This window comes from Brevibacterium oceani, assembly GCF_013623835.1.
In the GTDB taxonomy this organism is placed as follows: Bacteria; Actinomycetota; Actinomycetes; order Actinomycetales; family Brevibacteriaceae; genus Brevibacterium; species Brevibacterium oceani.
Window position 1 is genome coordinate 217,745 of record NZ_JABKDE010000001.1, and the last position, 24,907, is coordinate 242,651.

The 24,907-nt window shown below is 55.4% G+C and carries 45 protein-coding genes and 1 tRNA gene; all 46 read left to right on the plus strand.

Annotation, left to right across the window (positions count from 1 at the left end; translation table 11 throughout):
* Positions 1-14: 14 nt before the first annotated feature.
* The 46 genes from HK401_RS00960 to HK401_RS01185 all read left to right on the plus strand — a co-directional run bounded on the left by HK401_RS00960 (position 15) and on the right by HK401_RS01185 (position 24,902).
* The gene (locus HK401_RS00960; RefSeq protein WP_181272786.1) at positions 15-221 is read left to right on the plus strand and encodes a hypothetical protein; all 207 of its coding nucleotides are present in this window, start codon (positions 15-17) and stop codon (positions 219-221) included.
* Positions 221-613, plus strand: coding sequence for a hypothetical protein (locus HK401_RS00965; protein WP_181272787.1), 393 nt, complete (start codon positions 221-223; stop codon positions 611-613). Before HK401_RS00960 ends, HK401_RS00965 begins: the two co-directional genes overlap by 1 nt.
* A complete protein-coding gene (locus HK401_RS00970) occupies positions 606-776 on the plus strand; it encodes a hypothetical protein (protein ID WP_181272788.1) in 171 nt (56 codons plus the stop codon). The genes HK401_RS00965 and HK401_RS00970 overlap by 8 nt, the downstream gene beginning before the upstream one ends.
* 633 nt (positions 777-1,409) lie before the next feature.
* Positions 1,410-1,805 (plus strand): hypothetical protein, encoded by a 396-nt coding sequence (locus tag HK401_RS00975; RefSeq protein WP_181272789.1) that lies wholly within the window; start codon positions 1,410-1,412, stop codon positions 1,803-1,805.
* Positions 1,802-2,488 carry a lambda exonuclease family protein gene (locus HK401_RS00980; RefSeq protein ID WP_181272790.1) on the plus strand — a complete coding sequence of 229 codons (687 nt, stop codon included), beginning with the start codon at positions 1,802-1,804 and terminating at the stop codon, positions 2,486-2,488. The genes HK401_RS00975 and HK401_RS00980 overlap by 4 nt, the downstream gene beginning before the upstream one ends.
* Before the next feature lie 182 nt (positions 2,489-2,670).
* Positions 2,671-3,195 carry a hypothetical protein gene (locus HK401_RS00985; protein WP_181272791.1) on the plus strand — a complete coding sequence of 175 codons (525 nt, stop codon included), beginning with the start codon at positions 2,671-2,673 and terminating at the stop codon, positions 3,193-3,195.
* The gene (locus tag HK401_RS00990; protein WP_181272792.1) at positions 3,192-3,476 is read left to right on the plus strand and encodes a hypothetical protein; all 285 of its coding nucleotides are present in this window, start codon (positions 3,192-3,194) and stop codon (positions 3,474-3,476) included. Before HK401_RS00985 ends, HK401_RS00990 begins: the two co-directional genes overlap by 4 nt.
* A 218-nt stretch (positions 3,477-3,694) precedes the next feature.
* Positions 3,695-3,898, plus strand: a complete 204-nt coding sequence (locus HK401_RS00995) for a hypothetical protein (protein ID WP_181272793.1) — start codon at positions 3,695-3,697, stop codon at positions 3,896-3,898.
* A gap of 154 nt (positions 3,899-4,052) precedes the next feature.
* Positions 4,053-4,346, plus strand: coding sequence for a glutaredoxin domain-containing protein (locus HK401_RS01000; RefSeq protein ID WP_258233900.1), 294 nt, complete (start codon positions 4,053-4,055; stop codon positions 4,344-4,346).
* A gap of 340 nt (positions 4,347-4,686) precedes the next feature.
* A complete protein-coding gene (locus HK401_RS21125) occupies positions 4,687-5,043 on the plus strand; it encodes an HNH endonuclease (RefSeq protein ID WP_373563636.1) in 357 nt (118 codons plus the stop codon).
* 310 nt (positions 5,044-5,353) lie between these two features.
* A complete protein-coding gene (locus HK401_RS01010) occupies positions 5,354-5,599 on the plus strand; it encodes a hypothetical protein (RefSeq protein WP_181272795.1) in 246 nt (81 codons plus the stop codon).
* Positions 5,596-5,811 carry a hypothetical protein gene (locus tag HK401_RS01015; RefSeq protein ID WP_181272796.1) on the plus strand — a complete coding sequence of 72 codons (216 nt, stop codon included), beginning with the start codon at positions 5,596-5,598 and terminating at the stop codon, positions 5,809-5,811. Before HK401_RS01010 ends, HK401_RS01015 begins: the two co-directional genes overlap by 4 nt.
* Entirely contained in the window at positions 5,804-6,232 is a 429-nt protein-coding gene (locus HK401_RS01020) for a RusA family crossover junction endodeoxyribonuclease (protein ID WP_181272797.1), read from the plus strand. The genes HK401_RS01015 and HK401_RS01020 overlap by 8 nt, the downstream gene beginning before the upstream one ends.
* Positions 6,229-6,687: a hypothetical protein gene (locus HK401_RS01025; protein WP_181272798.1), complete on the plus strand. Its 459-nt coding sequence runs from the start codon at positions 6,229-6,231 to the stop codon at positions 6,685-6,687. Before HK401_RS01020 ends, HK401_RS01025 begins: the two co-directional genes overlap by 4 nt.
* The gene (locus HK401_RS01030; protein ID WP_181272799.1) at positions 6,684-6,851 is read left to right on the plus strand and encodes a hypothetical protein; all 168 of its coding nucleotides are present in this window, start codon (positions 6,684-6,686) and stop codon (positions 6,849-6,851) included. The genes HK401_RS01025 and HK401_RS01030 overlap by 4 nt, the downstream gene beginning before the upstream one ends.
* Positions 6,852-7,736, plus strand: coding sequence for a phage replication protein O (locus tag HK401_RS01035; RefSeq protein WP_181272800.1), 885 nt, complete (start codon positions 6,852-6,854; stop codon positions 7,734-7,736).
* A complete protein-coding gene (locus tag HK401_RS01040; protein WP_181272801.1) occupies positions 7,733-8,116 on the plus strand; it encodes a hypothetical protein in 384 nt (127 codons plus the stop codon). Before HK401_RS01035 ends, HK401_RS01040 begins: the two co-directional genes overlap by 4 nt.
* Complete coding sequence (locus HK401_RS01045; protein WP_181272802.1) at positions 8,113-8,496, plus strand: hypothetical protein; 384 nt, start codon at positions 8,113-8,115, stop codon at positions 8,494-8,496. The genes HK401_RS01040 and HK401_RS01045 overlap by 4 nt, the downstream gene beginning before the upstream one ends.
* Positions 8,489-8,902, plus strand: a complete 414-nt coding sequence (locus tag HK401_RS01050; protein ID WP_181272803.1) for a hypothetical protein — start codon at positions 8,489-8,491, stop codon at positions 8,900-8,902. Before HK401_RS01045 ends, HK401_RS01050 begins: the two co-directional genes overlap by 8 nt.
* Positions 8,899-9,333 (plus strand): hypothetical protein, encoded by a 435-nt coding sequence (locus HK401_RS01055; RefSeq protein ID WP_181272804.1) that lies wholly within the window; start codon positions 8,899-8,901, stop codon positions 9,331-9,333. The genes HK401_RS01050 and HK401_RS01055 overlap by 4 nt, the downstream gene beginning before the upstream one ends.
* A gap of 774 nt (positions 9,334-10,107) precedes the next feature.
* Positions 10,108-10,320: a hypothetical protein gene (locus tag HK401_RS01060; RefSeq protein WP_181272805.1), complete on the plus strand. Its 213-nt coding sequence runs from the start codon at positions 10,108-10,110 to the stop codon at positions 10,318-10,320.
* A gap of 138 nt (positions 10,321-10,458) precedes the next feature.
* Positions 10,459-11,259 carry a ribonuclease H-like domain-containing protein gene (locus HK401_RS01065; protein ID WP_181272806.1) on the plus strand — a complete coding sequence of 267 codons (801 nt, stop codon included), beginning with the start codon at positions 10,459-10,461 and terminating at the stop codon, positions 11,257-11,259.
* A gap of 10 nt (positions 11,260-11,269) precedes the next feature.
* A complete protein-coding gene (locus HK401_RS01070; protein ID WP_181272807.1) occupies positions 11,270-11,500 on the plus strand; it encodes a hypothetical protein in 231 nt (76 codons plus the stop codon).
* 83 nt (positions 11,501-11,583) lie between these two features.
* Positions 11,584-12,024, plus strand: coding sequence for a single-stranded DNA-binding protein (locus HK401_RS01075; RefSeq protein ID WP_219921635.1), 441 nt, complete (start codon positions 11,584-11,586; stop codon positions 12,022-12,024).
* A 124-nt stretch (positions 12,025-12,148) separates the two neighbouring features.
* The gene (locus HK401_RS01080) at positions 12,149-12,304 is read left to right on the plus strand and encodes a hypothetical protein (RefSeq protein ID WP_181272808.1); all 156 of its coding nucleotides are present in this window, start codon (positions 12,149-12,151) and stop codon (positions 12,302-12,304) included.
* A gap of 352 nt (positions 12,305-12,656) precedes the next feature.
* Positions 12,657-12,917 carry a hypothetical protein gene (locus HK401_RS01085; protein ID WP_181272809.1) on the plus strand — a complete coding sequence of 87 codons (261 nt, stop codon included), beginning with the start codon at positions 12,657-12,659 and terminating at the stop codon, positions 12,915-12,917.
* Positions 12,918-13,291: 374 nt separating this feature from the next.
* Entirely contained in the window at positions 13,292-13,549 is a 258-nt protein-coding gene (locus HK401_RS01090) for a helix-turn-helix domain-containing protein (RefSeq protein ID WP_181272810.1), read from the plus strand.
* Complete coding sequence (locus HK401_RS01095) at positions 13,546-13,797, plus strand: hypothetical protein (RefSeq protein WP_181272811.1); 252 nt, start codon at positions 13,546-13,548, stop codon at positions 13,795-13,797. Before HK401_RS01090 ends, HK401_RS01095 begins: the two co-directional genes overlap by 4 nt.
* A complete protein-coding gene (locus tag HK401_RS01100; protein ID WP_181272812.1) occupies positions 13,794-13,964 on the plus strand; it encodes a hypothetical protein in 171 nt (56 codons plus the stop codon). Before HK401_RS01095 ends, HK401_RS01100 begins: the two co-directional genes overlap by 4 nt.
* On the plus strand, positions 13,961-14,233 hold the full coding sequence (locus tag HK401_RS01105; protein ID WP_181272813.1) for a hypothetical protein: 273 nt from the start codon (positions 13,961-13,963) through the stop codon (positions 14,231-14,233). Before HK401_RS01100 ends, HK401_RS01105 begins: the two co-directional genes overlap by 4 nt.
* 31 nt (positions 14,234-14,264) lie before the next feature.
* Positions 14,265-14,480, plus strand: a complete 216-nt coding sequence (locus HK401_RS01110; RefSeq protein ID WP_181272814.1) for a hypothetical protein — start codon at positions 14,265-14,267, stop codon at positions 14,478-14,480.
* Positions 14,480-14,869 carry a hypothetical protein gene (locus HK401_RS01115; protein WP_181272815.1) on the plus strand — a complete coding sequence of 130 codons (390 nt, stop codon included), beginning with the start codon at positions 14,480-14,482 and terminating at the stop codon, positions 14,867-14,869. The genes HK401_RS01110 and HK401_RS01115 overlap by 1 nt, the downstream gene beginning before the upstream one ends.
* A gap of 175 nt (positions 14,870-15,044) precedes the next feature.
* Complete coding sequence (locus tag HK401_RS01120) at positions 15,045-15,200, plus strand: hypothetical protein (protein ID WP_181272816.1); 156 nt, start codon at positions 15,045-15,047, stop codon at positions 15,198-15,200.
* A complete protein-coding gene (locus HK401_RS01125) occupies positions 15,197-15,529 on the plus strand; it encodes a hypothetical protein (RefSeq protein ID WP_181272817.1) in 333 nt (110 codons plus the stop codon). Before HK401_RS01120 ends, HK401_RS01125 begins: the two co-directional genes overlap by 4 nt.
* On the plus strand, positions 15,526-16,227 hold the full coding sequence (locus HK401_RS01130) for a hypothetical protein (protein ID WP_181272818.1): 702 nt from the start codon (positions 15,526-15,528) through the stop codon (positions 16,225-16,227). The genes HK401_RS01125 and HK401_RS01130 overlap by 4 nt, the downstream gene beginning before the upstream one ends.
* Positions 16,228-16,349: 122 nt before the next feature.
* On the plus strand, positions 16,350-16,619 hold the full coding sequence (locus HK401_RS01135) for a hypothetical protein (protein ID WP_181272819.1): 270 nt from the start codon (positions 16,350-16,352) through the stop codon (positions 16,617-16,619).
* 89 nt (positions 16,620-16,708) lie between these two features.
* Positions 16,709-16,782 (plus strand) — tRNA-Leu (locus tag HK401_RS01140).
* Between the two features lie 29 nt (positions 16,783-16,811).
* A complete protein-coding gene (locus tag HK401_RS01145; RefSeq protein ID WP_181272820.1) occupies positions 16,812-17,180 on the plus strand; it encodes a hypothetical protein in 369 nt (122 codons plus the stop codon).
* Between the two features lie 150 nt (positions 17,181-17,330).
* The gene (locus HK401_RS01150) at positions 17,331-17,510 is read left to right on the plus strand and encodes a hypothetical protein (RefSeq protein WP_181272821.1); all 180 of its coding nucleotides are present in this window, start codon (positions 17,331-17,333) and stop codon (positions 17,508-17,510) included.
* A 362-nt stretch (positions 17,511-17,872) separates the two neighbouring features.
* Positions 17,873-18,343 (plus strand): HNH endonuclease signature motif containing protein, encoded by a 471-nt coding sequence (locus HK401_RS01155; RefSeq protein WP_181272822.1) that lies wholly within the window; start codon positions 17,873-17,875, stop codon positions 18,341-18,343.
* 536 nt (positions 18,344-18,879) lie between these two features.
* Positions 18,880-19,380, plus strand: coding sequence for a hypothetical protein (locus HK401_RS01160; RefSeq protein WP_219921636.1), 501 nt, complete (start codon positions 18,880-18,882; stop codon positions 19,378-19,380).
* On the plus strand, positions 19,370-20,959 hold the full coding sequence (locus tag HK401_RS01165; protein WP_181272823.1) for a hypothetical protein: 1,590 nt from the start codon (positions 19,370-19,372) through the stop codon (positions 20,957-20,959). Before HK401_RS01160 ends, HK401_RS01165 begins: the two co-directional genes overlap by 11 nt.
* An 8-nt stretch (positions 20,960-20,967) precedes the next feature.
* Positions 20,968-22,473: a phage portal protein gene (locus tag HK401_RS01170; RefSeq protein WP_181272824.1), complete on the plus strand. Its 1,506-nt coding sequence runs from the start codon at positions 20,968-20,970 to the stop codon at positions 22,471-22,473.
* Positions 22,427-23,368, plus strand: a complete 942-nt coding sequence (locus tag HK401_RS01175; RefSeq protein ID WP_181272825.1) for a VG15 protein — start codon at positions 22,427-22,429, stop codon at positions 23,366-23,368. The genes HK401_RS01170 and HK401_RS01175 overlap by 47 nt, the downstream gene beginning before the upstream one ends.
* Positions 23,369-23,399: 31 nt before the next feature.
* The gene (locus tag HK401_RS01180; RefSeq protein WP_181272826.1) at positions 23,400-23,927 is read left to right on the plus strand and encodes a phage scaffolding protein; all 528 of its coding nucleotides are present in this window, start codon (positions 23,400-23,402) and stop codon (positions 23,925-23,927) included.
* A gap of 21 nt (positions 23,928-23,948) precedes the next feature.
* Positions 23,949-24,902: a phage major capsid protein gene (locus HK401_RS01185; protein WP_181272827.1), complete on the plus strand. Its 954-nt coding sequence runs from the start codon at positions 23,949-23,951 to the stop codon at positions 24,900-24,902.
* The last annotated feature ends 5 nt before the right edge of the window (positions 24,903-24,907 follow it).

Genomic DNA, 24,907 nt, shown 5'->3' on the forward strand with positions numbered 1-24,907 from the left:
GAAGGAGACAACGGATGCTGACTATAGAACACGACTGGACAGACAACATTCTCAAAGTCGTCACAGACAGTACAGTCACACCACTTGATTTCGAAGACGCGCTCGATCTGCTCACTGATCTACAGCATTACACGGAACGCATGGAAGAACGCGAAATCGAGTTAGACAAACACCGTTACAGCGACGAATACGGGGACGGCGAAACAGCATGGAGGCAGTGATGAACAAGCAGGAACTGATCAAGAAGATCGCGGACGAGGGTTGGGCACACCGAATGGCCGACGGGATCGTCAACGCCATAGACGCTGAGGGTTGGCTCCGTAACCCTGGTGAGCCCATCGACCCGGCAGACATCCGCAAGGGCGACCGGGTGCGGTTTGCTTCCCCGAGCGGCCGGATCGCCGAGTACACAGCAGAGGCTACGCCAGCTCGACCCGAGGATGACCCCTGCGACTGGTTCCTCTTGGACCGACCGGACCCTGAGCCGACGAACGCGGAGAAGCTGAAAGCCGTTCTGGATGCAATCGGAGACAGCACAGGCGGATACCGCGAACACCTGGCGAGCAAGCTCGACGAGGCTGGCGTGAAGGCACCGGGAGGCGACGATGACTAATGCAACGTTTAATGCTGTTACTTATCCCGATACTGAGGGTGTGTATTTTGCGGTTGCGCGGGGGGATGTGTCGTTTGCAATGTTCTTCAATCTGGAAGAAATCTCCCGGCTAAAGGAAGTGATTGAAAACGCAACTAGACCCGAAGCCGATCCTCAGCAATGACGGGCACGTTCGCCGCGCAGGACTCGGACTGCTCCGGCTGTACCCATCAGATTACGTTTTCGCGCCACGCATCGACTACTCGCAGCAGTACGAGGACTACATGCAGGCCGAGCGCGATTACCAGGAGGCGCACTCATGAGGCTTGAACTCGCAATCATGTACGCATGCCGCGCCATTGTGTGGGGTGTTGGCGGTTTCATTATCTGCACTGCCGCTTATGCTTCGGTCTGGTTTTAGTGGCTAATCCTCGAATAACTGGGATCATCTAACCCGTTAACCCCACTTACGAGCCACATCACACACATAAGGAGAACCCATGGATGACGGTTGTATCGAATGGGACGAAAACGACAACCCACACCACGACGACCAAAACTGTACATGCTGGTGCCATGAAGTGAACCTGATATGAACTACTGGCCGTCTGATGAAGAAGTAGATGCCGCACAGATCGCGGGCGAGCGCAGGCGGGGAGGCGATCAAGATCGCAGCGACACCCAAACCAATTAGACACAAACTCAAAGTCGTGCGCATGCTCGAACGGCTGGGACGCAAACACGATTACACAATGCTGCCGCCCATCTGGATTAACGGGGTGCCACATGTTGCATTCAAGAAGGAGAAGGAAGAGGAATGAAGGAGAAAGGCGAACGCCTGTTCTACCACCACGAGTACCCAGACCCGCTATACGAAGACCGGACAGTCATGGTTGGTGGTCACGCAGACCCGGAAATCGCACTGATAGCTCACAAGGGAAATGATGCCGCAATCTATATCCCCAGGAGTGAGGTCGAATCAGTGATAGTTGCCCTGGCTGTGGGCACTAGTTACGTGACCCGCTCCCGACCCGACCGGGTTTCCAAGAACTATCGCCCCAATGCAATGTCGGGGTTCGTTGAGTCGTTCCGTGAGGCTATGGTGCCGACGTTCCGGGATCGGATGCGTGCGGCAATTGATGCGGCCGAGGATGACTGGGCAGCTAAGTGCGCAGTGACCAACATTGTAAATGAGTACGAGAGGTTGCGATGAAGCGAACGTTTTTCAACGAACTAGAACAAGGCACCGACGAATGGTTGCAAGCCCGGTGCGGCATCGTTACCGCGTCCACGATGCGTAACCTTGTCACCGCATCAGGTAAACCAGCCGACAACGATACGTCGCGCGGGTTTGTTCGGCAGTTGGCTACGGAACGCATTATTGGTGTTCCCGAGTACACGCACCCGACCCGGCCAATGCAGCGGGGGACAATGTTGGAGCCGTTTGCTCGGGACTTGTACGCGGAACATTACGCACCCGTTGAAGAAGTCGGATTCATCAGGCTCGATACGGAACGGTACGCACTCGGGTTTTCGCCTGACGGGTTGGTCGAGCGCGATGGGTTACTTGAAATCAAGTCACCTGGCCCGAAGGAACACCTACGCACAGTCCTGGCTGATATTCAGCCGACCGTTTACGACTGGCAGCTACAGGTTGGTTTGTTCGTTACCGGGCGCAGTTGGATTGATTTCGTCAGCTTCTGCCCCGGTATGGACCTCTATGTGAAGCGTGTCTACCCGAACCCGGAAGCATTCGAAACCATCGACACAGCGGTAACCAACGCAGAGGCACAGATTCGCGGCATGCTCCACACCTACTACACCACAGGCCGCGCAAACAACCGACCACACACCGAGTTCTTCGACCCGTTCGAAGAAGACGAAATGGAGTTCTAGCAATGAGTAGAGCAAGTAAGTACGAAGACCTGGCAGACGAAATTAACCTCCACGTTCCCGGAAGGGGGAGCCACTACTACCCGGACGATGATACGCAACGCGATAGGCGCTCGGTTCTCAAGTGGCTCGACAAGCATCCCGAAGATATTCCAGGGCCGACTGTCGCAGATAAGGATAACTAAATGGATATGACGAGTACGATTCAGCCGAGGTCTGACCAGCTCAATGCGGATGACCTGCTCACCGGCCCTATGACTGTCACGATCACCGAGGTTACGCAGGGGAATGCTGAGCAGCCGGTGAACGTGAACACTGTTGAAACACCTGGCCGACCATACAAGCCGAGTAAGAGTATGCGGCGTGTGATGGTGACGGCGTGGGGCAAGGACGCGAACGCTTATGCGGGGAAACGCCTCACCCTGTTCCGCAACCCTAAAATCCGGTTCGGAAAGGACGAAGTGGGAGGAATTGAAATCTCCCACATGAGCGACATTGACGCTGATTTGAAAGTGTCACTCACAGCCACGCGCGGGAAGAAGAAACTGCACACTGTCAAACCACTTGCCCCTTACACCCCGTCGCAGGATTTCCTGGCACTCATGGCTTCTGCGTCTACGGGTGGCGAGAAGAACGCGATCTGGCAGCAGGCAACGGAAGACGGAGCAGACCAAACATATTTGGTCCGGCTGAAGGAGGCTGGATCATGAGTCTTTACAGGACAGTTGAATGGACTATCGACAGTGCGTTCGAGCCGACCGACTGCGAAACATGCGGGCCGTCCTATGAAGAATTGAACGTGTCCTGGGACGGCTACAAATTCCACGCAAACTATCGAGTTGGATGTTATGGCGGGGCAAGTGCCTATGACATGAACATCACTTTGTTGGTGGAATGGTTGGGGCAACTACCGGACGGTTTCATTGCGGCCTCGGATGAACGCGAACTGCTCGACGAAGTTCACCGGGAATGGAAGTCGAACAACCCGTAACCGTCTAACAGTTTCTAACAAGCAGGCACCCCAATGTTTTGTGGGTGCCTTTTTTGGTGCCAGAAAGGTATCAACGTGGCGAAGAAGAAAGACACCACGGACACGAAATCGCGTCGCTGCCCGCATTGTTTGGGTACGGAGCTTGTGTGCCGACTGCTTGCACGCGACACGAAACAACCATGCTGTCGGCAATGCGAACACCCGAAAGGAGGGACAGCGTGAATGAGTTGCGGGAATTCATTAACGCGGCACAAGCAGGCCGCACGAAACCCGAAGTGAAACCGCGCAAACAATGGGACGAACACGACATGTCCATTGCACTCGACCTTCGCCTCACGGGTGTTGAAGCAGCACGCCGTATCGGTTGCACGCCACAGACGGTGAACAACGAACGGCGGGAATGGCAATACGAATGGAGGTAGTCGATGCTGACAAATACGTGTCGTGTTTCCGTTGCGGAATCAATATGGGTTTATGGGCCGAATCGGAACGCGTATTTTGTGCAGACTGCAACCACCCCGACCTTATTGGCGTATTCAGCCGACTTGATTACTCGTACATTTTCGAAGGAGAAGAATGACAATGTGTGAATCAAAACCAGTACTAACTTTGTATACAAAGAGCAACTGCTTCCAGTGTGAGGCCACGAAAAAGTACCTGAACAACCACAACACTCGATACCAGGAAATCAGCCTCGAAGAAGACGAACTCGCTTTGGCTGCTGCTAAAGACCTCGGTTATCGTGCCGCGCCGGTCGTGTTTGTTCGCTACCCATCCGGTGCCGAATCACACTGGGCAGGATTCAACCCAGGACGTTTGGCTGACTTCGTTGCATCCGCAAAGAAATGGGCGCGCGATGACCTCAGTTGACGAAATCCTCGCAACCGAGTTCGGATCAAAGGTCACGATCCTCGGTCCGAACGACTGTTGGACATGGAACGCGGCCACCGATTCATCTGGCTGTGGCCGCGTCCGCATCAAAGGCAGGAACCGTGCCGCGAGCAAGTACGCATACGAAGTCGCCAACGGTCCACTTCCGAAGGGCGAACGACTCGGCCATCTGTGCTTTAACTCAGGATGCGTGAACCCAGGACACATGGCCCTCCGCTCAAGCCAGGAGATGCATGAGGCCCGATTCTGGTCGCAGGTCAGTAAGTCAGAGGGCTGCTGGGAATGGGGCGGATCGTCCTGGGGAGACGGGTATGGGCAGATGCGGGTTAACGGAAAGGCGACGCTAGTCCATCGCCTCTCGTTCGAGTGGAACAGCGGCCCGATCCCGCCGGGGATGGTGGTGGACCACATGTGCTGGAACAGATCATGCGTTCGACCGGATCACTTGCGGCTGGCAACACCTAGCCAGAACCAGCGGAGTCAGAGCGGACCCAACCGCCGCTCATCGACGGGCGTTCGCGGAGTAACTATGAGGCCAAATGGTCGCTATGAGGCTCGCCTGGTCTTAGGGAACAAGAAGATTCAGGTTGGCAATTTCGAGTCGCTGGAGGATGCCGCTGACGCTATCAGGCTGGCGCGAGAAGAGCTGTGGGGAGAGTTTGCCGGAAATGGATAGAGAAGAGCTTCAGAAGATACGCGACCAGCACAGGGACGAGTGCCCGGGACTCCACAACTGCCACGACCACCCAGTGCCCGTTGTCTATCCGCTGCATAGATGCCCACAAGGGGGCTTTGCCTCGATGGGCCGCGACAACTACATCGGCAAATGGTTCAGCACCCTCCCGGAAGCCATGTCTGCTGCTCGTGCATTGGCGGTGCGTGAATGAGTGATCACCACATCATTATCGACGGCGAACCGGAAATCGAAAGATGCCCCGACTGCGGTTGTGACTCACTCTATGTTTTCAAGCTAACCGCAATGAACGATGAAGGCATCGGCGACATGGAATCAACAATCTCAAAGTGCTTTACATGCCCTGAAGGAGCAGACGTTGAGGACTGAAGACAAGATCATGATTGGTGCGAAAGAGATGCATCGCGTGCTTGAGCAAAGGACTGAACGCCGCAAGCCTTTCTACACACGGCAGAAGTGGGACGCTATTGGCGAGAAATGCCAGCAAGAGTTTATTGACTGGGCGGCAATAATCGTCCGAGCGGTGGAGGACACATGAGCGATTACACGCCCACGCGGTGGCATATCCGTGAACTGTGGATCAACAGCAGGCCAGAAGGCATAACCGAAAAAGAAGCCCACAACGGATTCTGCACATGGCTGGCTGAAGAAATGGCAGACGGGTGGGACGTGGGCTACGCGACCGGTATTGCCGACTGTCCAGGAGTCTTCGTCGCACCCGTCAACCCGTTCAGGAGGACACGTGAGTGAGTGGTTTCTTAACGTCTTTGTCCCTGGTGACCCGAAGGCACAAGGAAGCCTTCGTCATGTGGGTAATGGTCGCATGGTTCACGGTAAGGGCATGGTGGCGTGGCGTAAACACATGACGAGTGTGTTCGAGCAGTGGGCGGGCACATGGTTCGGCGGGTGGGAAGCATTGGATGAGCCCGTCGAGGTGCATGCGACTTTCTTTCTGCCGCGCCCGAAGAAACCACGACTCGACAACGCGGCAACCGGGCTTGATCTTGACAAGTTACAGAGATGCGCCGGTGATGCACTCGAACAATCAGGTGTACTCCGCAACGACGCACGAATCGTCCGGTGGCGGGCAGAAAAACACTGGACACACGACATAGAAGGACAAGACGGGCATCAGGCTGGTGTGCGCGTGAAAGTAAGGAAAATCGAATGAGCAAGTACAAAGAAATCGAGCACGCTGAGGCGAAAATCCGGAAGCTTGAGCAGAAGCAGAGGAACCTGCAGGCCAACTTCGACGCACAGGCGCACGGACACAGGAATCGAGTGTGGCAGTACGAAGCAGAAATCAAGAAACTACGGGCCGAGCTGAATGATCGATCCGAATCCAATGCGCTGGGGATTACCAAAACCAAGTACAACGAGATTCTCAATTTCCTCGGCAGTCCAGCCCGCGTCGCAGGATTCATTTACGCGCTGAGCCATTTCAGAATACCAGTGCTTAAGGACCCGGAGCCGACGCCATCAAATGCTGACCGGCTCGAAACGATTTTGGAAGAGAAGTTCAAGAAGTTCAATTGGCTCAACTTCCGGGTCGAGGAAATGAACATTGGTTATCTCGCAGACAGTCTTGACGCAGACGGAATCAAAGCGCCAAAGGGGGATTCGTGAGGTTTATTGCATCAATGATTGGTGTTCTGGTTTGCATCGGTGGTTGGCAGATTCTTGGCCCGATGATGACTGAGACGCCAGTGCGCGGGGTGATTGGTGTGGGCGTGATCGTGATTGGTGTTGTGATCCTCAACGAGTTCCGCCCCGGACGAAAGGTGGAATGAGTGGCGAAGCTGAAGGGGCAGTTGTTCGCTCGGCTTGCGTTGGATTACTTCGATCATCCGAAGATCATGGCACTGTCCGCTGAGGCAATCGTGGCGCATTTGGAAATGATCGTTTATAGCCGCAAGTACGGGACTGACGGACAGATTCCGAAGAGGTTTGCATCTCGGTTCGAAGATTCGGCGCTTGATGAACTTGCGTCGAACGACTCGGACAAGCCCTCAATTTCTCGGAACGGTGACGGGACGATCACGATTCACGGGTATGCGGATATGCAGGAAACGTCGGATCAGATCAAGGAAAGACAGCAGCAGCGGCGGGAGGCTGGACGGAAGGGAGGACTGGCGAAAATGGCGACCGCTAAAGCAAACGCTAAGCAACCGCTACAGCAAACGCTTAAGCAAACGTCTAGCAAAGGCCTTAGCGAAAACGTAGCAGAGACAGAGACAGAGACAGAGACAGAGACAGATATAAATACATCCTCAGGTTTCGCTGACGCTCACCCAGAGGCCGCCCAAGCACTCGACTACTTCAACGACCGGGTGAAGCAGAACGGGTTCAAACGGCCAGCGGATACGAAAGCGAACCGGGATGCTGCACGACTGTTGTTCACCCGCGACGAATACCCACCGCCTGTGATTCGTGAAGTCATGGACTGGGCATTGAGCAACGAGTTCTGGCGAACCAACATTCGATCCTTCTCAAAGTTCCGAGACAAGTTCGAAACCATGCAAGCCCAAATGCGAAGACCACAACAGTCTCAGTCGGGGGTCACATTCGATCAGCAACGCATCCAGAACAGCAACCAGTTGTTCGAGCACATCAATCGGCAGATTGGTGGTGACATTTGGACCCAAGATTCCTCGCCCAAGCAAATCGGGCAATGAGAATCATCGTTGCCTACGAGCAGCGTGAATCCGACGAGTTCGAGATTCAAGCGCTCGCAATGGCAATGGCACGGTCACCGCATCTCACGAACGAGGACTACGAGGCGGGGATCGTTGACTACCACAGTCAGCCACAGCAACGCCGCATGAAAGCTGGGGACGTGTTGCATGCGGCCAAGAGTCGCTTCAACAGGCGTTCTGATTCGCACGGGTTAGAAGCTGGACCAACCAATGCAGTACCCCGACCAGCCAACTACAAACAAATGGTGATGGGGTACACGCGGATAGTTCGTGAGTTCAAAGAGCAAGGCATCATCAACCCATCCAATGATGAGTTGATCCGAGAATACGACCGACGAGTGAAGGAGAACACGAAATGAGCAAACTGACAGCAGAAGATTTCGAAACAGTAGCCGTGGGATCAAAGATTCGATTCACGCCACACGACACCAAACGCTGGTGGAACGTGGCCGCACGGAACCCCAGGTACATCATCGCCTCACGGCAGGCGGCATTTAAGCCTAAGGGCACAGACGTGTACACGGTCGTTGACCTCACGGGCTGGACATTCACCAGGAACTCGGTGCCGCCAGGTGTGGTGCGGTCATCAATCAATCTGATCGGCGGCGGATACGACCTGGACGACCCCAACTGGGCGCTGAAGATGCTGAACGAACTTCAGGAGGGAACCCTTGCCCTTTCTGTTCGCCGAGCTGCGGAAGTTCGGGGATTCGAGCTGAAGGAGAACAACGATGACTAAGTACACTGCTGCTGATTTCGCAAACGCACGATTCGCAGAACACCCAGACGGGCGGGTAATTGCTAGGTGCGCACCGGAAAGCGATTATGAATGGGAAAACAATAATTTCGTTCTCAGTGACGAGGAAATGGCTAACGCTGGTTGGGTTCCCGTGCCCACGAAACCCGCCATCACCGAAAGCGTCAAAGCCCGCTATTTGAAAGATGAACCATGGGGGTTCCGATGGGGTTTCTGCACCGCGCTGGCCGTGCTCGACGCTTCCGTCATCCCTGACCCGGAACCAACCAACACGGAACGGCTCAAGGAACTGCTCGATCACTACTTCAACGACGCAGCCGATGCCACGCTGAGCCTGCAAAAGTACCTCAACGATCACGGCGTTACCGCGCCCAAGGAGAACAAATGAAATACACGAGCGAAGACTTCGAACAAGCTAAATTCGCAGAACACGAAGACGGACGAATCGCAATGAGGGTCAACCCGCATTTGGAAGAGCCATGGGAGAGTCTGGAAGATTACCACTCCGATGCAAACATGGCCCACAACGGTTGGGTTCCTGTTCCGGGCAAACCCACCATCACCGAAAGCGAACTAGAAGAGATTAGAACGGGCTGGGGAAAAATAGCTGCCCAGGCGTGGCTGCGAGGATTCACCAAAGCAGGCGGCGAAATCATCCCCGACCCTGAACCGACCAATGCGGAGAAGCTTGAACAGCTCCTGTGGGCGATCAACAAAGAACACGAAGGCGAATACCTAGAGGACGAGGCTGCGGTAAGAGCATGGGCCGAAGCACTCGACGCAGCAGGCATCACCCCACCCAACGTGAAGGACAACTGATGTTTAATCCTGACGATATTGACGAAGACTACATCGTGTGGTGCGTTGCGCACGACGAATACTACGGATACGACGATGAAACAGATGCGCAACACGCGCATTCCTCCGCACGCGCCTAGCCGACGCATGGGATGAAGGGTTCATGGCTTGGAGTAATTATGAAAGTTCCCTTGACTACTTGTTTAATCCCGAGGTTCCAGACAACCCATACCGAACAGTTAAGGACAACTGATATGTCACTGACCGAAACCGAACACAAGGGACACTAATGGACTGGACAGCATTCACCCTATCCGGGCTGTTCTGCACCGCAATAGGACTGTTCCTCCTACTCGGCCGAGAAATCATGCTCTACGCACACAAACGGCTCTGGGTTTCACTACTCATCACCCCACTCCTGATCCTCAACATTGCGACCTGGGTTGGACTCGCAGCCCCACACATGAAATGAGATCGATATGTCACTGACCACCACACTCGAATGGGCGGACCCAGGTAAACCACTCCCAACGAAACCCGGCAAGACGGTCGGTGTGATCGCAACATGGCCCAACCATCACCGCAGCCACCCCGGCGCAACCACCCAATGTTCGGTGTGCTTCAGGACCGCAACTGGGGAAACACAATGGGCCGTCAACGCAATCGACTTCCGAGGAGACACCGCAAACGGTTGGGCATCATCACTCGGACGCGCAACCGGGACAGCGCTCCCATACCGACGCTGCGACGACTGCCGCAGCCAACACAAACACCCCACCGTGAAGGACAACTGATATGTCACTGACAGTTACCGAACCCAAAAAACGCAACAACATCATCGAAACCTACCTCGACCAGTGCACACCCGCCGACCGAGAAGACGCGTTGGGTTACCTGACACGACCCGACATGTACACACACGTAGACCTCGCAGAAGCACTCTCAAACGAGTTGGGTTACCGCATTTCCGAAATGGCAGTACGCGGATGGAGGCGCAGGAACCTCTGAAACGCACAGAATGGTGCCTAGAGGCGCCTAACACACCAAACCCGGACATACTCTCGTCCGGGTTATTTTCATCGCCCAGAGAGGCACACAATGACGCTAACCGTTAAACCACGAATCACAAAGAAAACAATCCAATCAGTGAACGTACTGACCTTCGACATAGAACGCATCCCCGGACACGCGAAAATCAAACATCGCGGACTCACCATCGAAGGCGAATTCTGGGACCTGGGCGGATGGAAACACACAATCGGCAGACGCATCCACGCCGACGATGTGGTGTCCTGGCCGCGAACCATCTGCGCAGCCGGACGATGGTACGGACAAAGCAAAGTCATGTTCGCCGCAGAATGGCAGGAAGGCGGACACGAACAGTTCATGCGCACCATGTGGGAATGGTTCGATTCCGCCGCGCTCATCATCGGACACAATGCCGCAGCCTTCGATGTGAAGCACGTCCGATCAGGATGGGCCGAATACGGGTGGGTTCAACCATCACCGTGGGCCGTCGTGGACACACTGAAAGTTGCACGCTCGGAACTGAACTTCGAATCCAACACGCTCGACGCACTCGCTAAGCGGCTCGGCGTATCGGCAAAAACCGACAAGTACAGTGCCGACGTCGCCCAAGCCGCAGTAAACGGCGACGAGAAGGCGCAACGCAAGATCGCCCGGTACAACGAGGGAGATATTCGCGCGACCGAAGCCGTCTACGACCGGCTTCGACCCTTCATTAAGAATCACCCGCACCTCTCAATGCACAACGGGGAAATCTGGGGCTGCCCGAACTGCGGAAACCCCGACGTGTCAACAAACCGAAAGGGCGACGCATACACCCACGTGCAAAGGTACGCCGCATACCAGTGCGACAACTGCGGCCACTGGATCAGGAGCACCAAGAAACTCCAAGACGCCACACACACCCGCACATACAGGTAAGGAGAAGGTAATGCCAGAACTTGAACCACGACTCGACAGACGCGACCGAGAAGCACTGTTCGGAATGATCTGGGCAATTGCAGGAGTCAAAGAAACCAGCGTCAGCCGGGGGAGCCTCTACCTCGAAGAAGGGCGCGCAGGCAACTACGTGCTCTCCGCTGACGTGTTTGACAAAAACAACGTCCCCCGTGAGCGCCGATTCGTTTTCCGCCCACTCGGGGAAGCATCAGAAGGCTACTGACCCACGCCACCCCGCAACACCCCGGCCCGCACCAAAAATGGTGAGGGCTATTTTCATGCAACGAAACAGGAGGAGAAAGCATTTTGAGTAACGTCACCGTTATCGGAACCATCAACGATCCCGAGCTTCGATTCACCCCCGCAGGTAAGCCCGTCCTCGGCTTCTCATTGGCTCAGAACCATCGCCGTAAGGATCAGTCGGGGGAATGGCAGGATGACGGCACCACATGGCGGAAGGTGACCGTGTGGGACAAGAAGGGCGAACATTTGGCCGAACACCTCAGCAAGGGTATGCGTGTCATCGTGACCGGCGAGGAGCGTATTCGTGAGTTTGAGAAGAAGGATGGCAGCGGTAAGGGGCAGTCGTTGGAGCTGAACGCGAGGGAGGTTGGGATCGTGCCGAGGCGGAACAGCGGCGGTGGTAGTTTCCCTGCTCCTGCTGGTTTTAATGCTGAGCATCAGCCGACGCAGCCTCAGTCTGATCCGTGGGCAGCATCCAACGGGCAGGCAGAAGCACCCTTCTGAAGTCATAAAACCGGGCACACGTTGTTATGAAAAACGCGCACGTATACGCCCACCGTATGCGTGCGCACATTTGGCGGGTGTTCAGTTTTTCGTGAACACCCGCCCGGCACCGAAGGAGAACAGCATGACGCTGAAGACAAGAATCGCAACCATCCTCCGCGAATGGGCGCACCGACTCGACCAGCAACCATACGTGGTGGCGGCGAACGAACACGGATGGACAATCAAAACCAAAGAAGGCCTGCCCATTGCCAAAATCTCCACAGGCCGGAGCGTCTAAACACGCACCCCCGACCCGAGACAAGTTGAAAAATGAACTACCCACCACACCTACCCAACAACCCCTACGCCATACACGGAGCACAAGGCGGCCCAGAAGCACAAGCACTACTCGCACTCGCATACGAAATCGCGGAAATCAGACGCATAATAGGCCCACACGATGACAGAAGGAGCGGCAATGAGTGCGGATAGATCGTGGACACTCACCTGTGACGGGTGCGGAGAGATATTCGACTCCGGGTTCAACCACACAGCAAGAGAATGCAGAATAACAGCCCGATACTACGGGTGGGCGACCGGAGTGGGAAGGCACCGAGACGATTTCTGCCCAGAATGCAAGGAGGACACTAATGACTGACACCGTGAAGGCGTGGATCGAGGAACGACGAGCAATCCAAGCTTCGGGAGTCCCGTTCTCTGACCGGGACAGCCGCGCCAACTTTCCCCGCGCCCTGACAGCCATTGAGGCGGTGCTCGGAGTGCACCGGCCGGACCAGAACGGAGAGTGCGGGGAGTGCACTGTCATCCATCACGGTAACTGGCACGTATACCACCTCGAGTACCCGTGCCCGACGGTTCGTGTAATCGAAGGGGCGATCAACCATGACTGACCAGGCCGACCTGCGGGAAAGACTGACGTCCATCATCCTCGGGCGAACCGCACCAGCAGCCGCACAGGCAATCATTGACGAGTTCGGGCTGACCGTGGAGACACACTCAGCCGCCGAAGCAAAACGCAGCATGACACGCATCACAGGAGCATGGGAATGGGAACCCGAATGCCCCCAATAATGCGTTTCTGGTTCAACCTGCACCGACACAACACACGACCCCTGAAAGACCGCAACATCAACAAGATAGAACGCGCACTCATAATCTGGCCACTCCACGCCTACATGTGGGTTAAACGAAGAAGGCAACCGCAGCCAACAATTCAACCGCCTACGGGCGGTTTTTTAGTGCCCGAAAACGGCAAGGAGGACACATGAACAGCCGCATCAGGGAACGCGCAAAAGCCAACGCACTACAAGGCCTGCACCTCCGATCCGCGCTCAGATACCAACGCAACCGGCTCGGACTATCCGAAGCAGAGCTGGCCGAACGAATGGGGGTCTCAGAAAAATTCGTCCACGAATTCGAACGCTACGACAGCAACCCTACACTCCGAGACATACAACGCTACGCAACCGGAGTCGAATCGCTCATCGAACTCAACATCACGCCGGGCAAGGAGGATGAATGACTGAGAAAGAATTCACCAGTGTTGGCCGCATCCGAGGCATCTACCTGACCCTCGTCAAAAGCCAACTCGAAAGCATCGGGCTCCACGACATTACAGAAGCAGACCGGCGGTTCGGGGAAATGCTGCGCAGAGTCCGCGCCGAGGTGTGGGATGAAGCCGTTGAGTGGACGCTCAACGAAGTGGCTGATAACGACCACGCCAGAAAACAGGCATACCTGACAGAGAACCCATACCGGGAGGACACATGAGGGGACGATTCGTGGCCGTAATGATCTGCTGGCTGATAGTGGTCGCTGGACTAATCATCCTTTTCAACTTCGACAACAACCTTTCCAAATTTTTCGGCGGTATGGGAGTCGGTCTAGGAATGCTCGGTGCCGGCTGGAACTCAAGAGCAGAGGTTGATGAAGCATGACCGCGCTTAGTGATCGTGCCGCACAAATCGAAACACAACGCGACCGACTCTACGACGGCATCAAACGAATCTACGACGTATGGCACGCCTACTGCGCCTGCGCCGACGACACCATCAAACAAGCCATAGACGCCGACTTTGAAGACGCGTTACAACTCATTGATATTGCAGTTATTCGCGCCGGTGCACTCTACGTTGTCGAACTCAAAAAACTCGCAGACAAAACCGAGGCAGAAGCCAACCGGGCCGAGAAAGAAGGAACAGGATGACCGCACGCATCGAAAAAGAAGGAACAGGGGAATGAGAAAAGAAGCCATCTACACAACCCAAACAAACACCCTCGGCGAACTACAAGACCTCATCCAAGCACTAACAGAACGAGCCGGACGAGAAGCAAAAATCGCCGCCATCGAAGCAGACATCGAAACCACTTGGGAAGAAAACAAATTCCTAGGAACCAGAACACCAAACCGATACCGAGGACCAATCGGCATCCGCGTAGTCGAGGAGGACTGATGAACTGGGGATCATTCTGGATCGGCGTGGCGGCCCTCCCGCTACTGCTCATCGCCGCACTAATCGTCCTCGGTATCTTCTACTTCGGGGGGCGGCTGCTCGGCGTTCTAGCCCGTGAGTGGCGTTTCCGAAAGACCAAAGACTCCGGCATCAAAGCGAACTTCGCGGCAAGCCTGGCCGTCATGGACTGGTGGATCATCTCGCCGCATAAAAGCGTGGCACTGATAATCGCACCACTCCGGAAGCAGACGGGCGAGCAGCGCAACCGTATATCAAACGTCAAGTGGGAAATCGCTAAAGAAAACGGATATGGCGGACCAAAAGTGTTCAAGCCAGAATTCAAGACTGGCGACGAACCAGAGTTCCAGCGCAAGAAGGAGCAGCAATGAACTGGGAAAGCGCACTAATCGTTCTAGCAGTCGGAGCAATCGGCCTGCCACTAGTACACGCCACAGGAATATGGGCAACCAAAAGGGAACTCAAAGACCGACCCCTAGTCTGGCAGGTGGACGCAATAATCGCATTCGCAACACTCGCCTTCGCATTACTAGCAGGAGTTGCCTAATGACCGCACGCATCGAATACGGGATCGCACGCAACCCAAACAACTACGTAATCCCATCACGAACACTCACCGACGCAATCAACCAAGCAAAAGAAATGGGCAAAGACTGGCTAATCGTCGAACGGACCATAAGCGACTGGGAAGAAGTCGAATGATCGGGCTAATAATCGCAACAGCCATAACCGGATACTTCACCATCGGCGCATACTCAGCCTGGAAGCTACTACCCCGACGCTGGGAAAAGGCGAGGCTGAAGAATGAGAGCAGATTTCCGTCGATGAAGGGAACGCACAGCATAGAGGGATGGATACGCGAAGACGTAATGCTCAAAACCCTGGGCGTCCTCACAGTCTGGCCGGTCATGATCGCCATCAATTTCTTCACGACCGCAGTAGACTCCACAGACCCACGCGCACGCAAAAGAGAAATGGACGAACGCGAACAACACATCCGAGACCTCGAACGAGAGCTAGGTATTAGATGATCCAACCCCATCACATAACGCAAGCGTGCCGGAGAACCCAAGACGCACTACTCATAGCAACCGAGAAACCCTCACCAAAGCCACAAAACGGCGGCGGTGGGGGTTCATCCATTGAAGCACCATTACCGCTGCCAGTGGGGCTAATAAGCGCGAAACGGGAACTCGCAGACTGGTTGGCCGACTGGTGCAGTTTGGTGAGAGACGGGTTAGAGGTAGTCGCCACATACGACCTCGACGAACACTCACGCCTCGAATGGTTAGGTTCTGGCGAGCGGGCCGAGTTCCTAGCTAATCACGAAACAGCGCAAGACTTCCTCGACGAAATCACCGTGCTCACGAAGCAGTTGGAGAATCCCTATCTTCCGAGAGCAGGGAAAAAATACATCGGGTTCTACGGCGGCGGAAACGTCTACATACGCGACGGACAAACCGAAGTCACCCTAGAAGACGGCGAAACCCACCGTGTAGCCGACCTAAGAGCATACAACGCAGCACACATGCTCGACACAGAAGGAACCGCATCAGACGTAGCCGAAATCATTAAAACATTCTTCGGACACGACATAACCCCGCAAAAAATCACAGTCGCCCACAGGAACGATAAAACACGCAAGGAAGGCAAACGATTAGAACCCATCCGCAAAGAAGGCAACAGCAACATCTACCGGGTATGGGACGTACTCAACAGACTATGCTGAAAATAAATCACTACAAGAGTTGACAAACGGCCAACTATCATGTACTGTTTGTCATAGTGGAAAAAGTGTCAAGGTCCGGTTCAGGCGAATCGGGCCTTTTTCTATGCCACGAAGGAGAACCCATGTACGAAATCACACAAGCACTCATCAAGTTCCGCGACGAACTAGAGTCCGCACACTTCACCCCCACCGAAGTGGCGTCAATGAGCAACACCTTCCTCAAGGCGCTAATCGCTGAAGCAGAAGATACCGACTCACTGCAGGACGAAGTATTCGAGCGCAAAGAAGAAGGCGCGGATGACGAAACAGGAACCATCACGGTCAACCTGAGACCGGAAGTTGACCTGAGCAAAGTAAAAGAAGCCTTCGCTAAGATCAACAGCGTCCTGTAACCCCAAAAGACCAACCACGGCACCGGGCAGATTCGCTACCTGACGGGTGAGTGGTTACCGAGTTGCCGGACCTCAACAAAACCGGCACAGACCTTCTAGCCCAACAGGCAGAGGCAACGCACTCAAAATGCGTACAGTCCGAGTTCGAATCTCGGGGAGGTCACACCATTCAGCCCGGTCGTAGCAACAGGTGTGGCCACACTTTACGATGCGGGCTGGAGTCTTATGGGTGGCCAGGTGCCAGATAAGAGCGATGAGAACAGTGGCAAGCACAGCCCCTTCGCCGCCACCACACATTCTTCCCGTCGCGAGACTCGCTGCGAAACAATTCGAGCGGCCACGACGGGGTTAAACATATTAAGGCGGTGGAACATGTTTTCCGAGTCAGCAGAACTCATAGCGTTCCGCCAACAACTGCTCGACGGCGGGTTCGACAAAGACGAGACTTTCCAACTCATCATGACCTACTTCGAGGCAAAAGTAGACACGCGCCAAACCGAAGACGGCATGGTGTACTTAACCAACGGGCAAGTCGACCTAGGCGATGATGCTGATGGATAAAACCGCCCGCTTCGAACTATCACCCGGCAGCATCACAATCGGCGAATGCACACAATGCGGGGCCGATTCCTATTCTTTCCTCGCCGTCGCACTATCTGATGGAGGTGTGCACGATGTGGGCCGCATCACCAAATGCGAAGGATGCGAACAATGAGCCGCACAACACGCAAACACCTGCGCTACGACTGGGATACCGACCAAATGCGTCTCGACCCCAAAGGCCGCGACGATAAACAACGATGCCACTGCTGCGGAAACAGTTACCAGAAACAGCAGAACAAACGCGACAGGGCAACAATCAAACGCAACCTACGCAACCCCTCGCAGTAACCCAACTGCGGCCCCAACACTTCCATTGATCGCGGCACCCATCGGAGCGTGCGCGGAATGGAAGGCTCGCCCCATCCAGATACCTCCTTCATCTGGGTGGGGCTGAGTTCCACAAACCAAAGGCGATGAGTGATGTGCACAGTCAAGTCGAGCAGTACGCAGGAGACAACGCCCTCTACTGCATGAACGGTGCACACGCATACACCAACGGCACATGCGCATGGTGCGGACGCAAAGACCACACCCAAACACTTCCGACCGTAAACAACTGATCTGCTCGGTTTGTCGGAACCGAGACCCCACGGATAGTTAGCTGCTATCGCGGTGGGGACTATCTATTCCTACCGACATAGGAGCCACGCATGGCACGCAAGACAATCGAAGAACGGTTTAACGCCAAGGTTCGCATGGACGCAGACGGATGCCACCGCTGGGTTGCATGCACGAACAGCGAAGGATACGGGTACTTTTGGGACGGCACGCGCCCGGTATTCGCGCATCGGTGGGCATACTCCGCCGCGCACGGAGAGATACCGAAAGGCATGGACATTGACCACATGTGCTGGAACAAGGAGTGCGTCAACGTGGAGCACCTGCGCATCACCACGCGGAAGCAGAACCTGGAGAACGTGAGCGCACTGCAAGGTAACAACACCAGCGGATATCAAGGCGTGACGTGGCACAAGCATGCACGCAAGTGGTGTGCTCGCATTAAGCACAATGGAAAGCGCATACATGTTGGATACTTCAATGATATCAATGAAGCCAATGACGCAGTGATCGAAGCGCGCAATAAGTACTTCACTCACAACGATCTTGATCGAGCATCATGACTTGGCGCGTATGCAATGTTGCGCGGTGCCCTGAGCTAACACAAGCCAAGCAATGCGAAGCCCACACAAAGAAGCGTGAGGCACAGCGATATACCACCAGGGACAAGGGATACAACACGGCAGGGCACAAGGCGTTCCGTACCCTAGTCCTACAACGCGACCCCATCTGCGTCCTATGTGACATAGCCGTGGCCACAGACGCAGACCATTACCCCATCGACCGCAAGCAGTTGGTGCTACTCGGAATGGACCCAAACGACCCCGAGAACGGTCGCGGCCTGTGCCACGACTGCCACTCAAAAGAAACCGCACGCAACCAACCAGGCGGATTCCTCCAACAATAACCGGTGCGAACCGTCCCACACGAAACATTTTCGACGGGGGATCACCGCGCAACCCGCGCAAACACTGAGCACATCGAGGCGGGGGCATACCCCAGGTCAACTTGCTCGAAAAGATCGCCGAAGAGGCAAATATTGTCAGCGGCGGGTTCAAACATCTTCATTTTCAACTACTTTCAATGCCCTCGGTTCGCAATGTTCCTTGGCTTTTCCGGTGTCGGCGCAATGCCGTTGTCAGGAGTGATTCATGTGGCTTCAGGTGGTGCACGGAACCGTAGCGGTCCGTCGAAAGACCCGAACAGTATTCGTTCGTCCGGGATGACGTATGTGAATTTGCCGTCAGGCGGGTTCGACGGTGACGCACCCGAGTTCCCTCTACCGCTTGCGTCTGAACGAGAACTGGAAACGTGGGCGCGACTGTGGAAAACACCCCAGGCTGCGGCGTGGGCTGTTGAGGAATGGCGTTGGCCCCTGGTCGGTATGTACGCGCGCCTGTTCGTGCGCACCGAAGCACCGGATGCGGCACCCACACTTATTGGTCAGTTGCATCGGTTGGCGGATCAGATTGGGATGACTCCGGCTGGCTTGAAGGAGAACGGTTGGCTTATTGCCCACGACGAGGTTTCGGAGCGGAGGAAGCCGGTCGCTAAGTCTTCTGCGCGTGATCGTTTGAAGGCGGTGGGCAATGATTCCTGAGCTTACTCTCGGGTTCTTGGTTGCTGACTGGATTGAGGCTCATTGTGTTGTGCCGGATGGGTTCTCTAAGGGTGACCCGTTCATGCTGCAGGACGAGCAGCTTGTGTTTGTTGCGAATCATTATGCGGTGAAGGATTCCGCGATGGTTGGTGATCTTGCTACGGCGTTCGTGCATCGTAGGTCCACGCTCATCCGGGCGCAGAAGTGGGGGAAGTCGCCCCTGATTGCGGCGTTCATTTGCGCTGAGGGTGTTGGCCCTGTCGTGTTTGATGGGTTTGCTGAACCGGGCGAAGTGTATGCGTGTGATGAGCATGGTTGTGGTTGTGGGTGGGTTCGTGAGTATGAGCCGGGTGAGCCTAAGGGCACTCAGTGGCCGACTCCGCTTATTCAGTTGACTGCTACTACTGAAGATCAGGTTGAGAACACTTATGACGCGCTGAGGCCGATGATTGATGCTGGTCCGCTTGCGTCCGTGATCCCTAGGACGGGTGAGGAATTCATTCGCCTGCCTGGTGGTGGTCGGATTGATGTTGTCACGTCTAAGGCCACTTCACGGCTTGGTCAGCGTGTCACGTTTGTTGTGCAGGATGAGACTGGCATTTGGGTTGATGCCCGAATGAAGAAGGTTGCGTCTACTCAGCGTCGTGGTTTGGCTGGTATGGGTGGTCGTTCGATTGAGACCACTAATGCATGGGACCCTTCAGAAGACAGTGTGGCTCAGCAGACGTTTGAGTCTCAGTCTAAGGACATTTACAAAGACTTCCGCACCCCGCCGAATAAGTGGCAGTTTTCGCTCAAGGTGGATCGCCGCAAGATCTTTAAGCACAATTACGCGGGTGCCCCGTGGGTGAATATTGATGCGATTGAGGCTGAAGCTGCGGAGCTGTTAGAGAAGTCTCCTGCTGAGGCTGAACGGTTCTTTGGTAACCGCATTGTTGCCGGTGACGGTAAATGGTTGGACATTGGCCGGTGGGAAGTCAAAGCCGAGAAGCAGACCGTGCCTGATGGTGCGCGTATTTGTCTTGGCTTTGACGGTTCTGATGTTGATGACTGGACGGGCATTCGTGCGGAAACGCTTGACGGCTACCAGTTCACGCCAACGTTTGCTGGCGGTCGGCTGACTATCTGGAATCCTGCCGCTCATGGTGGGCGTGTTCCGCGTTCGGAAGTGAACGCGGCGGTTGAGGAACTGTTCGCCCGTTATGACGTGATCCGCATGTATTGTGACCCGCCTTATTGGCAGTCCGAGGTTGATGCTTGGGCAGGTCGCTGGGAGAAGAAGGTTTTTCAGTGGGCAACGTATCGGCCCACTCAGATGCATGCGGCATTGGAGCGCTTGAAGACTGATGTTGTGTCTCCTGACTCGGGGTTCACTCATGACGGTTGTGAGCAGACGCAGGCGCATGTTCGTAACGCTGTTGAACGCCCAAGGCCTAATCAAACGTACCTGTTGGGTAAGGCTTCTCAGCCGCAAAAGATTGACCTTGCAATGTGTTCCGCGTTGGCTCATGAGGCTGCTGGTGACGCGATTGCGGCTGGTGCGAATGCGGTTACTAATTCTTATGTCTACTTCGCTTAGGAGGGCGTGTGGAAACGCTTGATAGCGCCCGTCTGAGGGTGGAGAAACTGTATAACCGGATTGCGCATAGGTCTTCGTCTATTGAGACGTTAGAGGCATATTACGAGGGTAAGCAACCGTTGGCTTATGCTTCGGATGAGTGGCGCAAGTTTCACCAGAACAGGTATGCGGGGTTCTCGGATAACTGGTGTGGTGTGGTTGCTAATGCCCCGGCTGAGCGTTTGCATGTTGATGGGTTCAAGTTGGACACGTCAACGGTTAAGGCTACGGATTCTGAGTCTCAGTTGTGGCGTGACTGGCTTGATAATGAGATGGATATTCAATCGTCGCAGGGTTTTCTTGGTTCGATTGTGTCTAAACGTTCTCATGTTCTCGTGTGGGGCGATGAGGATGGGGAGCCGGTTGTCACGTGGGAGCATCCGGCGTTCGTTGAGGCCGAATACGACTATGAGAATCCCCGTCTTTACACTGCCGCGTTGAAGGTGTGGCGTGACGATGAAACAGAGTTCGCAACTCTGTTCACGGCGGATCAGGTGTGGAAGTTCTCTCGCCCGTCGAAGACTGTTGAGGATGCGCGTTCGTGGCCGGAGCAGAAACGTCAGGCCATGTTGGCTGGTACGTGGCTGTTGCGTGAACGTGGTGATGCCCCTAACCCGCAACCTAACCCGTTGGGTGAGGTGCCGGTTACGGAGTTCCCGAACCGGCCCACTCTGCGTGGTGTTCCCCTTAGCGATATTGAGGGCACCATGTCTATGCAGAACGCGATTAACCTGTTGTGGGCGTATCTGTTTACGGCTGCGGATCATGCGTCGTTCCCTGCCCGTGTTGTGATGGGCCAGGAACCCCCGAAGATGCCGATCATGGACGCTTCCGGCAGTGTTGTGGGCGAGAAGACGGTCAAGATTGATGACCTTGCCAATGGGCGTTTGCTGTGGTTGACGGGGCAGACTACGAAGATTGACCAGTTCGATGCCGCGAAGCTCGATGTGTTCACTGCGGTCATTGAAGAAGCGGTCGGTCATATTGCGGCCCAAACCCGCACGCCGCCCCACTACCTTGTAGCGAATAAGGGTCTATCTAACCTGTCTGGTGATGCCCTTGTTGCAGCCGAGACTGGTTTGGCGAAGAAGGTGCAGGAACAGCAAATGTTCTTCTCACCTGCTATTCGTCGCGTGTTCCGTCAAATCGCTTTGGTTCGGGGCAATAAAGCTCTCGCGGATGAAGCGCGTCGTGGAAATGTTTTGTGGCGTAACGCTGAGAACCGTTCCGAAAACCAGTTGGCCGATTCACTGATTAAGAAGAAGCAGATTGGTTACCCGTTCGAATGGTTGCTGATGGAGGACGGTAAATCACCGGAAGACATTAAGCAGATTATTGCTATGCGGGATAAGGAACAGGAAGCGGCGATTGAGCAGGGCATGAACGCTATTACTGCGGCTGCTGAGAATCCGAATGTGGAGGTTCCTGGTGAGCGTGGAGACGGTAGCGAAGAACCACCAGCGGACGGTCAATAATATTACGTCTGCCGCCGTCTATGAGGCGGATAAAGCATGGCGGATGGTTGATGTTGACAACCTGGATGCGTCGTGGCGTTTGGTGGCACCTTCGGCGGTTGCGTTGGTGGGTGCCGCCCAGGTTGCCGCTGCCGCCCAGTCTGACACGTATCTGGCGCGCATGGCCGGTGCGCATGGTGTCACTGATTCCCCGGCTGGTCGGGTGAACGCTGACGCATTTCGTGAGTTCACCGGGTCGGGCATTTCCCTGGCCGCGTTCCTTGGCGGCTCCATTGGTGCCGTCAAAGGGTTAATCGGCCAGGGCTGGTCGCCCGCCCAGGCATTGCAGTCTGGGCGGGCACGGTTCGCAAACTCGATCATCACCACCGTCACCGACCAGGCCAGGCAATCCACCGCCACAGCAATGGGTACACGCGCCTCTGGCCTGAAACAAGGCTGGGTTGGCGGGTACACGCGCATGGTGTCCCCAGGTGCATGCTCGCGGTGCATCATCCTCGCCGGTCGCCGCTACCAATCACAAGAAGCATTCCTGCGGCACCCCGGATGCAAGTGCACGCACATTCCCGCCGCAGAAAACAAAGACGACGACCCTACCACCGATCCGCATGCCGCCTTCGAGTCCATGACTCGCGAGGAACAAGACGAACGGTTCGGGCAGGCGAACGCTGAAGCGATTCGGCAGGGTGCCGATATTTTCCAGGTCGTGAACGCCACTAATCGCGGCGGTGTCTACACGGCTGGCGGTGAACGATACACGCGCGAGGGAATTACCCGTCGCGGTTCTTACGGTCGCACAGGCCGGGGGGCGCGTATGACCCCGGAAACGATCTTCAAGAACGCTAAAACCCCCGCTGAAGCAGTCGAGCTTCTGCGGTTCTACAAATACATTCTCTGACCGCAATGGTTGGCCCGCAATGGAGGAAAGAATGACGGAAGAAAACACCACCCCCGAAGTTGAAGAAACCGAAACCGAACAGACTGAGGAATCAACGACGGAGGTTAAGAACCCTGACGCACTGCTCAAAGCCTACGAGGCCGAGAAAGCTAAACGTCGGGAACTGGCGCAGAAGCTCCGAGAGCATGAAGCGTCGAAGGAGGAACCGGACCCTGTAGACACTGACGCTATACGCGCTCAGGCGGTCCAGGAAGCTAACGCGAAGGTTGCTGAACGGATTATCCGCACGGAGGTGAAAGCCGCCGCTAAGGGGCTTATTGCGGACCCGAACGATGCACTCGCGTTCATTGATCTTTCACAGTTCGACGTGAGCGAAGACGGTTCAGTTGATGAAACTGATATTGCCGACGCGATCAAGGGACTGCTGGAAAAGAAACCCTATTTGGCCGCACCGGCTAAACGGTTTCAAGACAGCGCGGATGGTGGTAGTCGCAACGACTCCGCGAAGCGCGAGCCGACTCTAAACGACCTGTTGCGGTCGGCTGCTGGAAAGAACTAATCACACGAAAGGAGCCACACTGTGGCTGATATTACTCGTGCTGACGCTCTCGCGCTTCTGAAGGAAGCGAGCGTTGGCGACATCATTCAGGAGGCTACCCAGTCTTCTGCCGCTCTCTCTACTTTCCGTAACATTCGGATGCCCGCCAAGCAGCACCGCATGCCGGTTCTCGCGGCCCTCCCTGATGTTGGGTTCGTTGGTGAAGGCGCAACCGGAGCCGGGAACGTTAAGCCCCAGTCGAAGGTGAACTGGGAAAACAAGTACCTCACCGCCGAAGAGCTTGCCGTCATCATCCCCATTCACGAGAACGTGATTGAGGACCAGGACTTCGACATTTGGGGCCAGGTCCGCCCGCTCGTTGCTGAGGCGTTCGGTCGGAAGCTCGACGAGGCCGTGTTCTACGGCACCGACAAGCCCGCCACCTGGACTGATGACGCACTTGTTCCGGGCGCTATTGCTGCCGGAAACCAGGTTGTTGCCGGTACTGGCGTTGATCTTGCCGATGACTTCAACGAAGCATTCGGACAGGTCGAGGACGAAGGCTTCGACGTAAACGTTGCCTACGCTGGCCGCAACATTCGCCGTCAGCTCCGTGGACTCCGCGACGCGAACGGCAACCCCATCTACCTTGATGGTCTCCGCTCGGACAACAACACCGCCCAGATTTTCGGGCAGGAACTCTACTGGGTTCGTAACGGTTCGTGGGACCGCGAAGAGTCGGTTGCTCTCGTCGGTGACCGCGATAAGGCGATCATCGGTATCCGTTCGGATATGGAAGTGAAGCTCCTCGACCAGGCCACCCTCGGCACTGGTGCGAACGCTGTGAACCTTGCTGAGCGCGACATGATCGCCCTCCGCTTCAAGTTCCGTGTTGGTTTCGCCACCGCCGCACCGAAGTTCACCCGTGAAGGTGGAGAGAACCCTTACCCGTTCTCGGTCATCACCCCGGCTGTTACGGGCGGCGGCGAAGGCTGACCTGA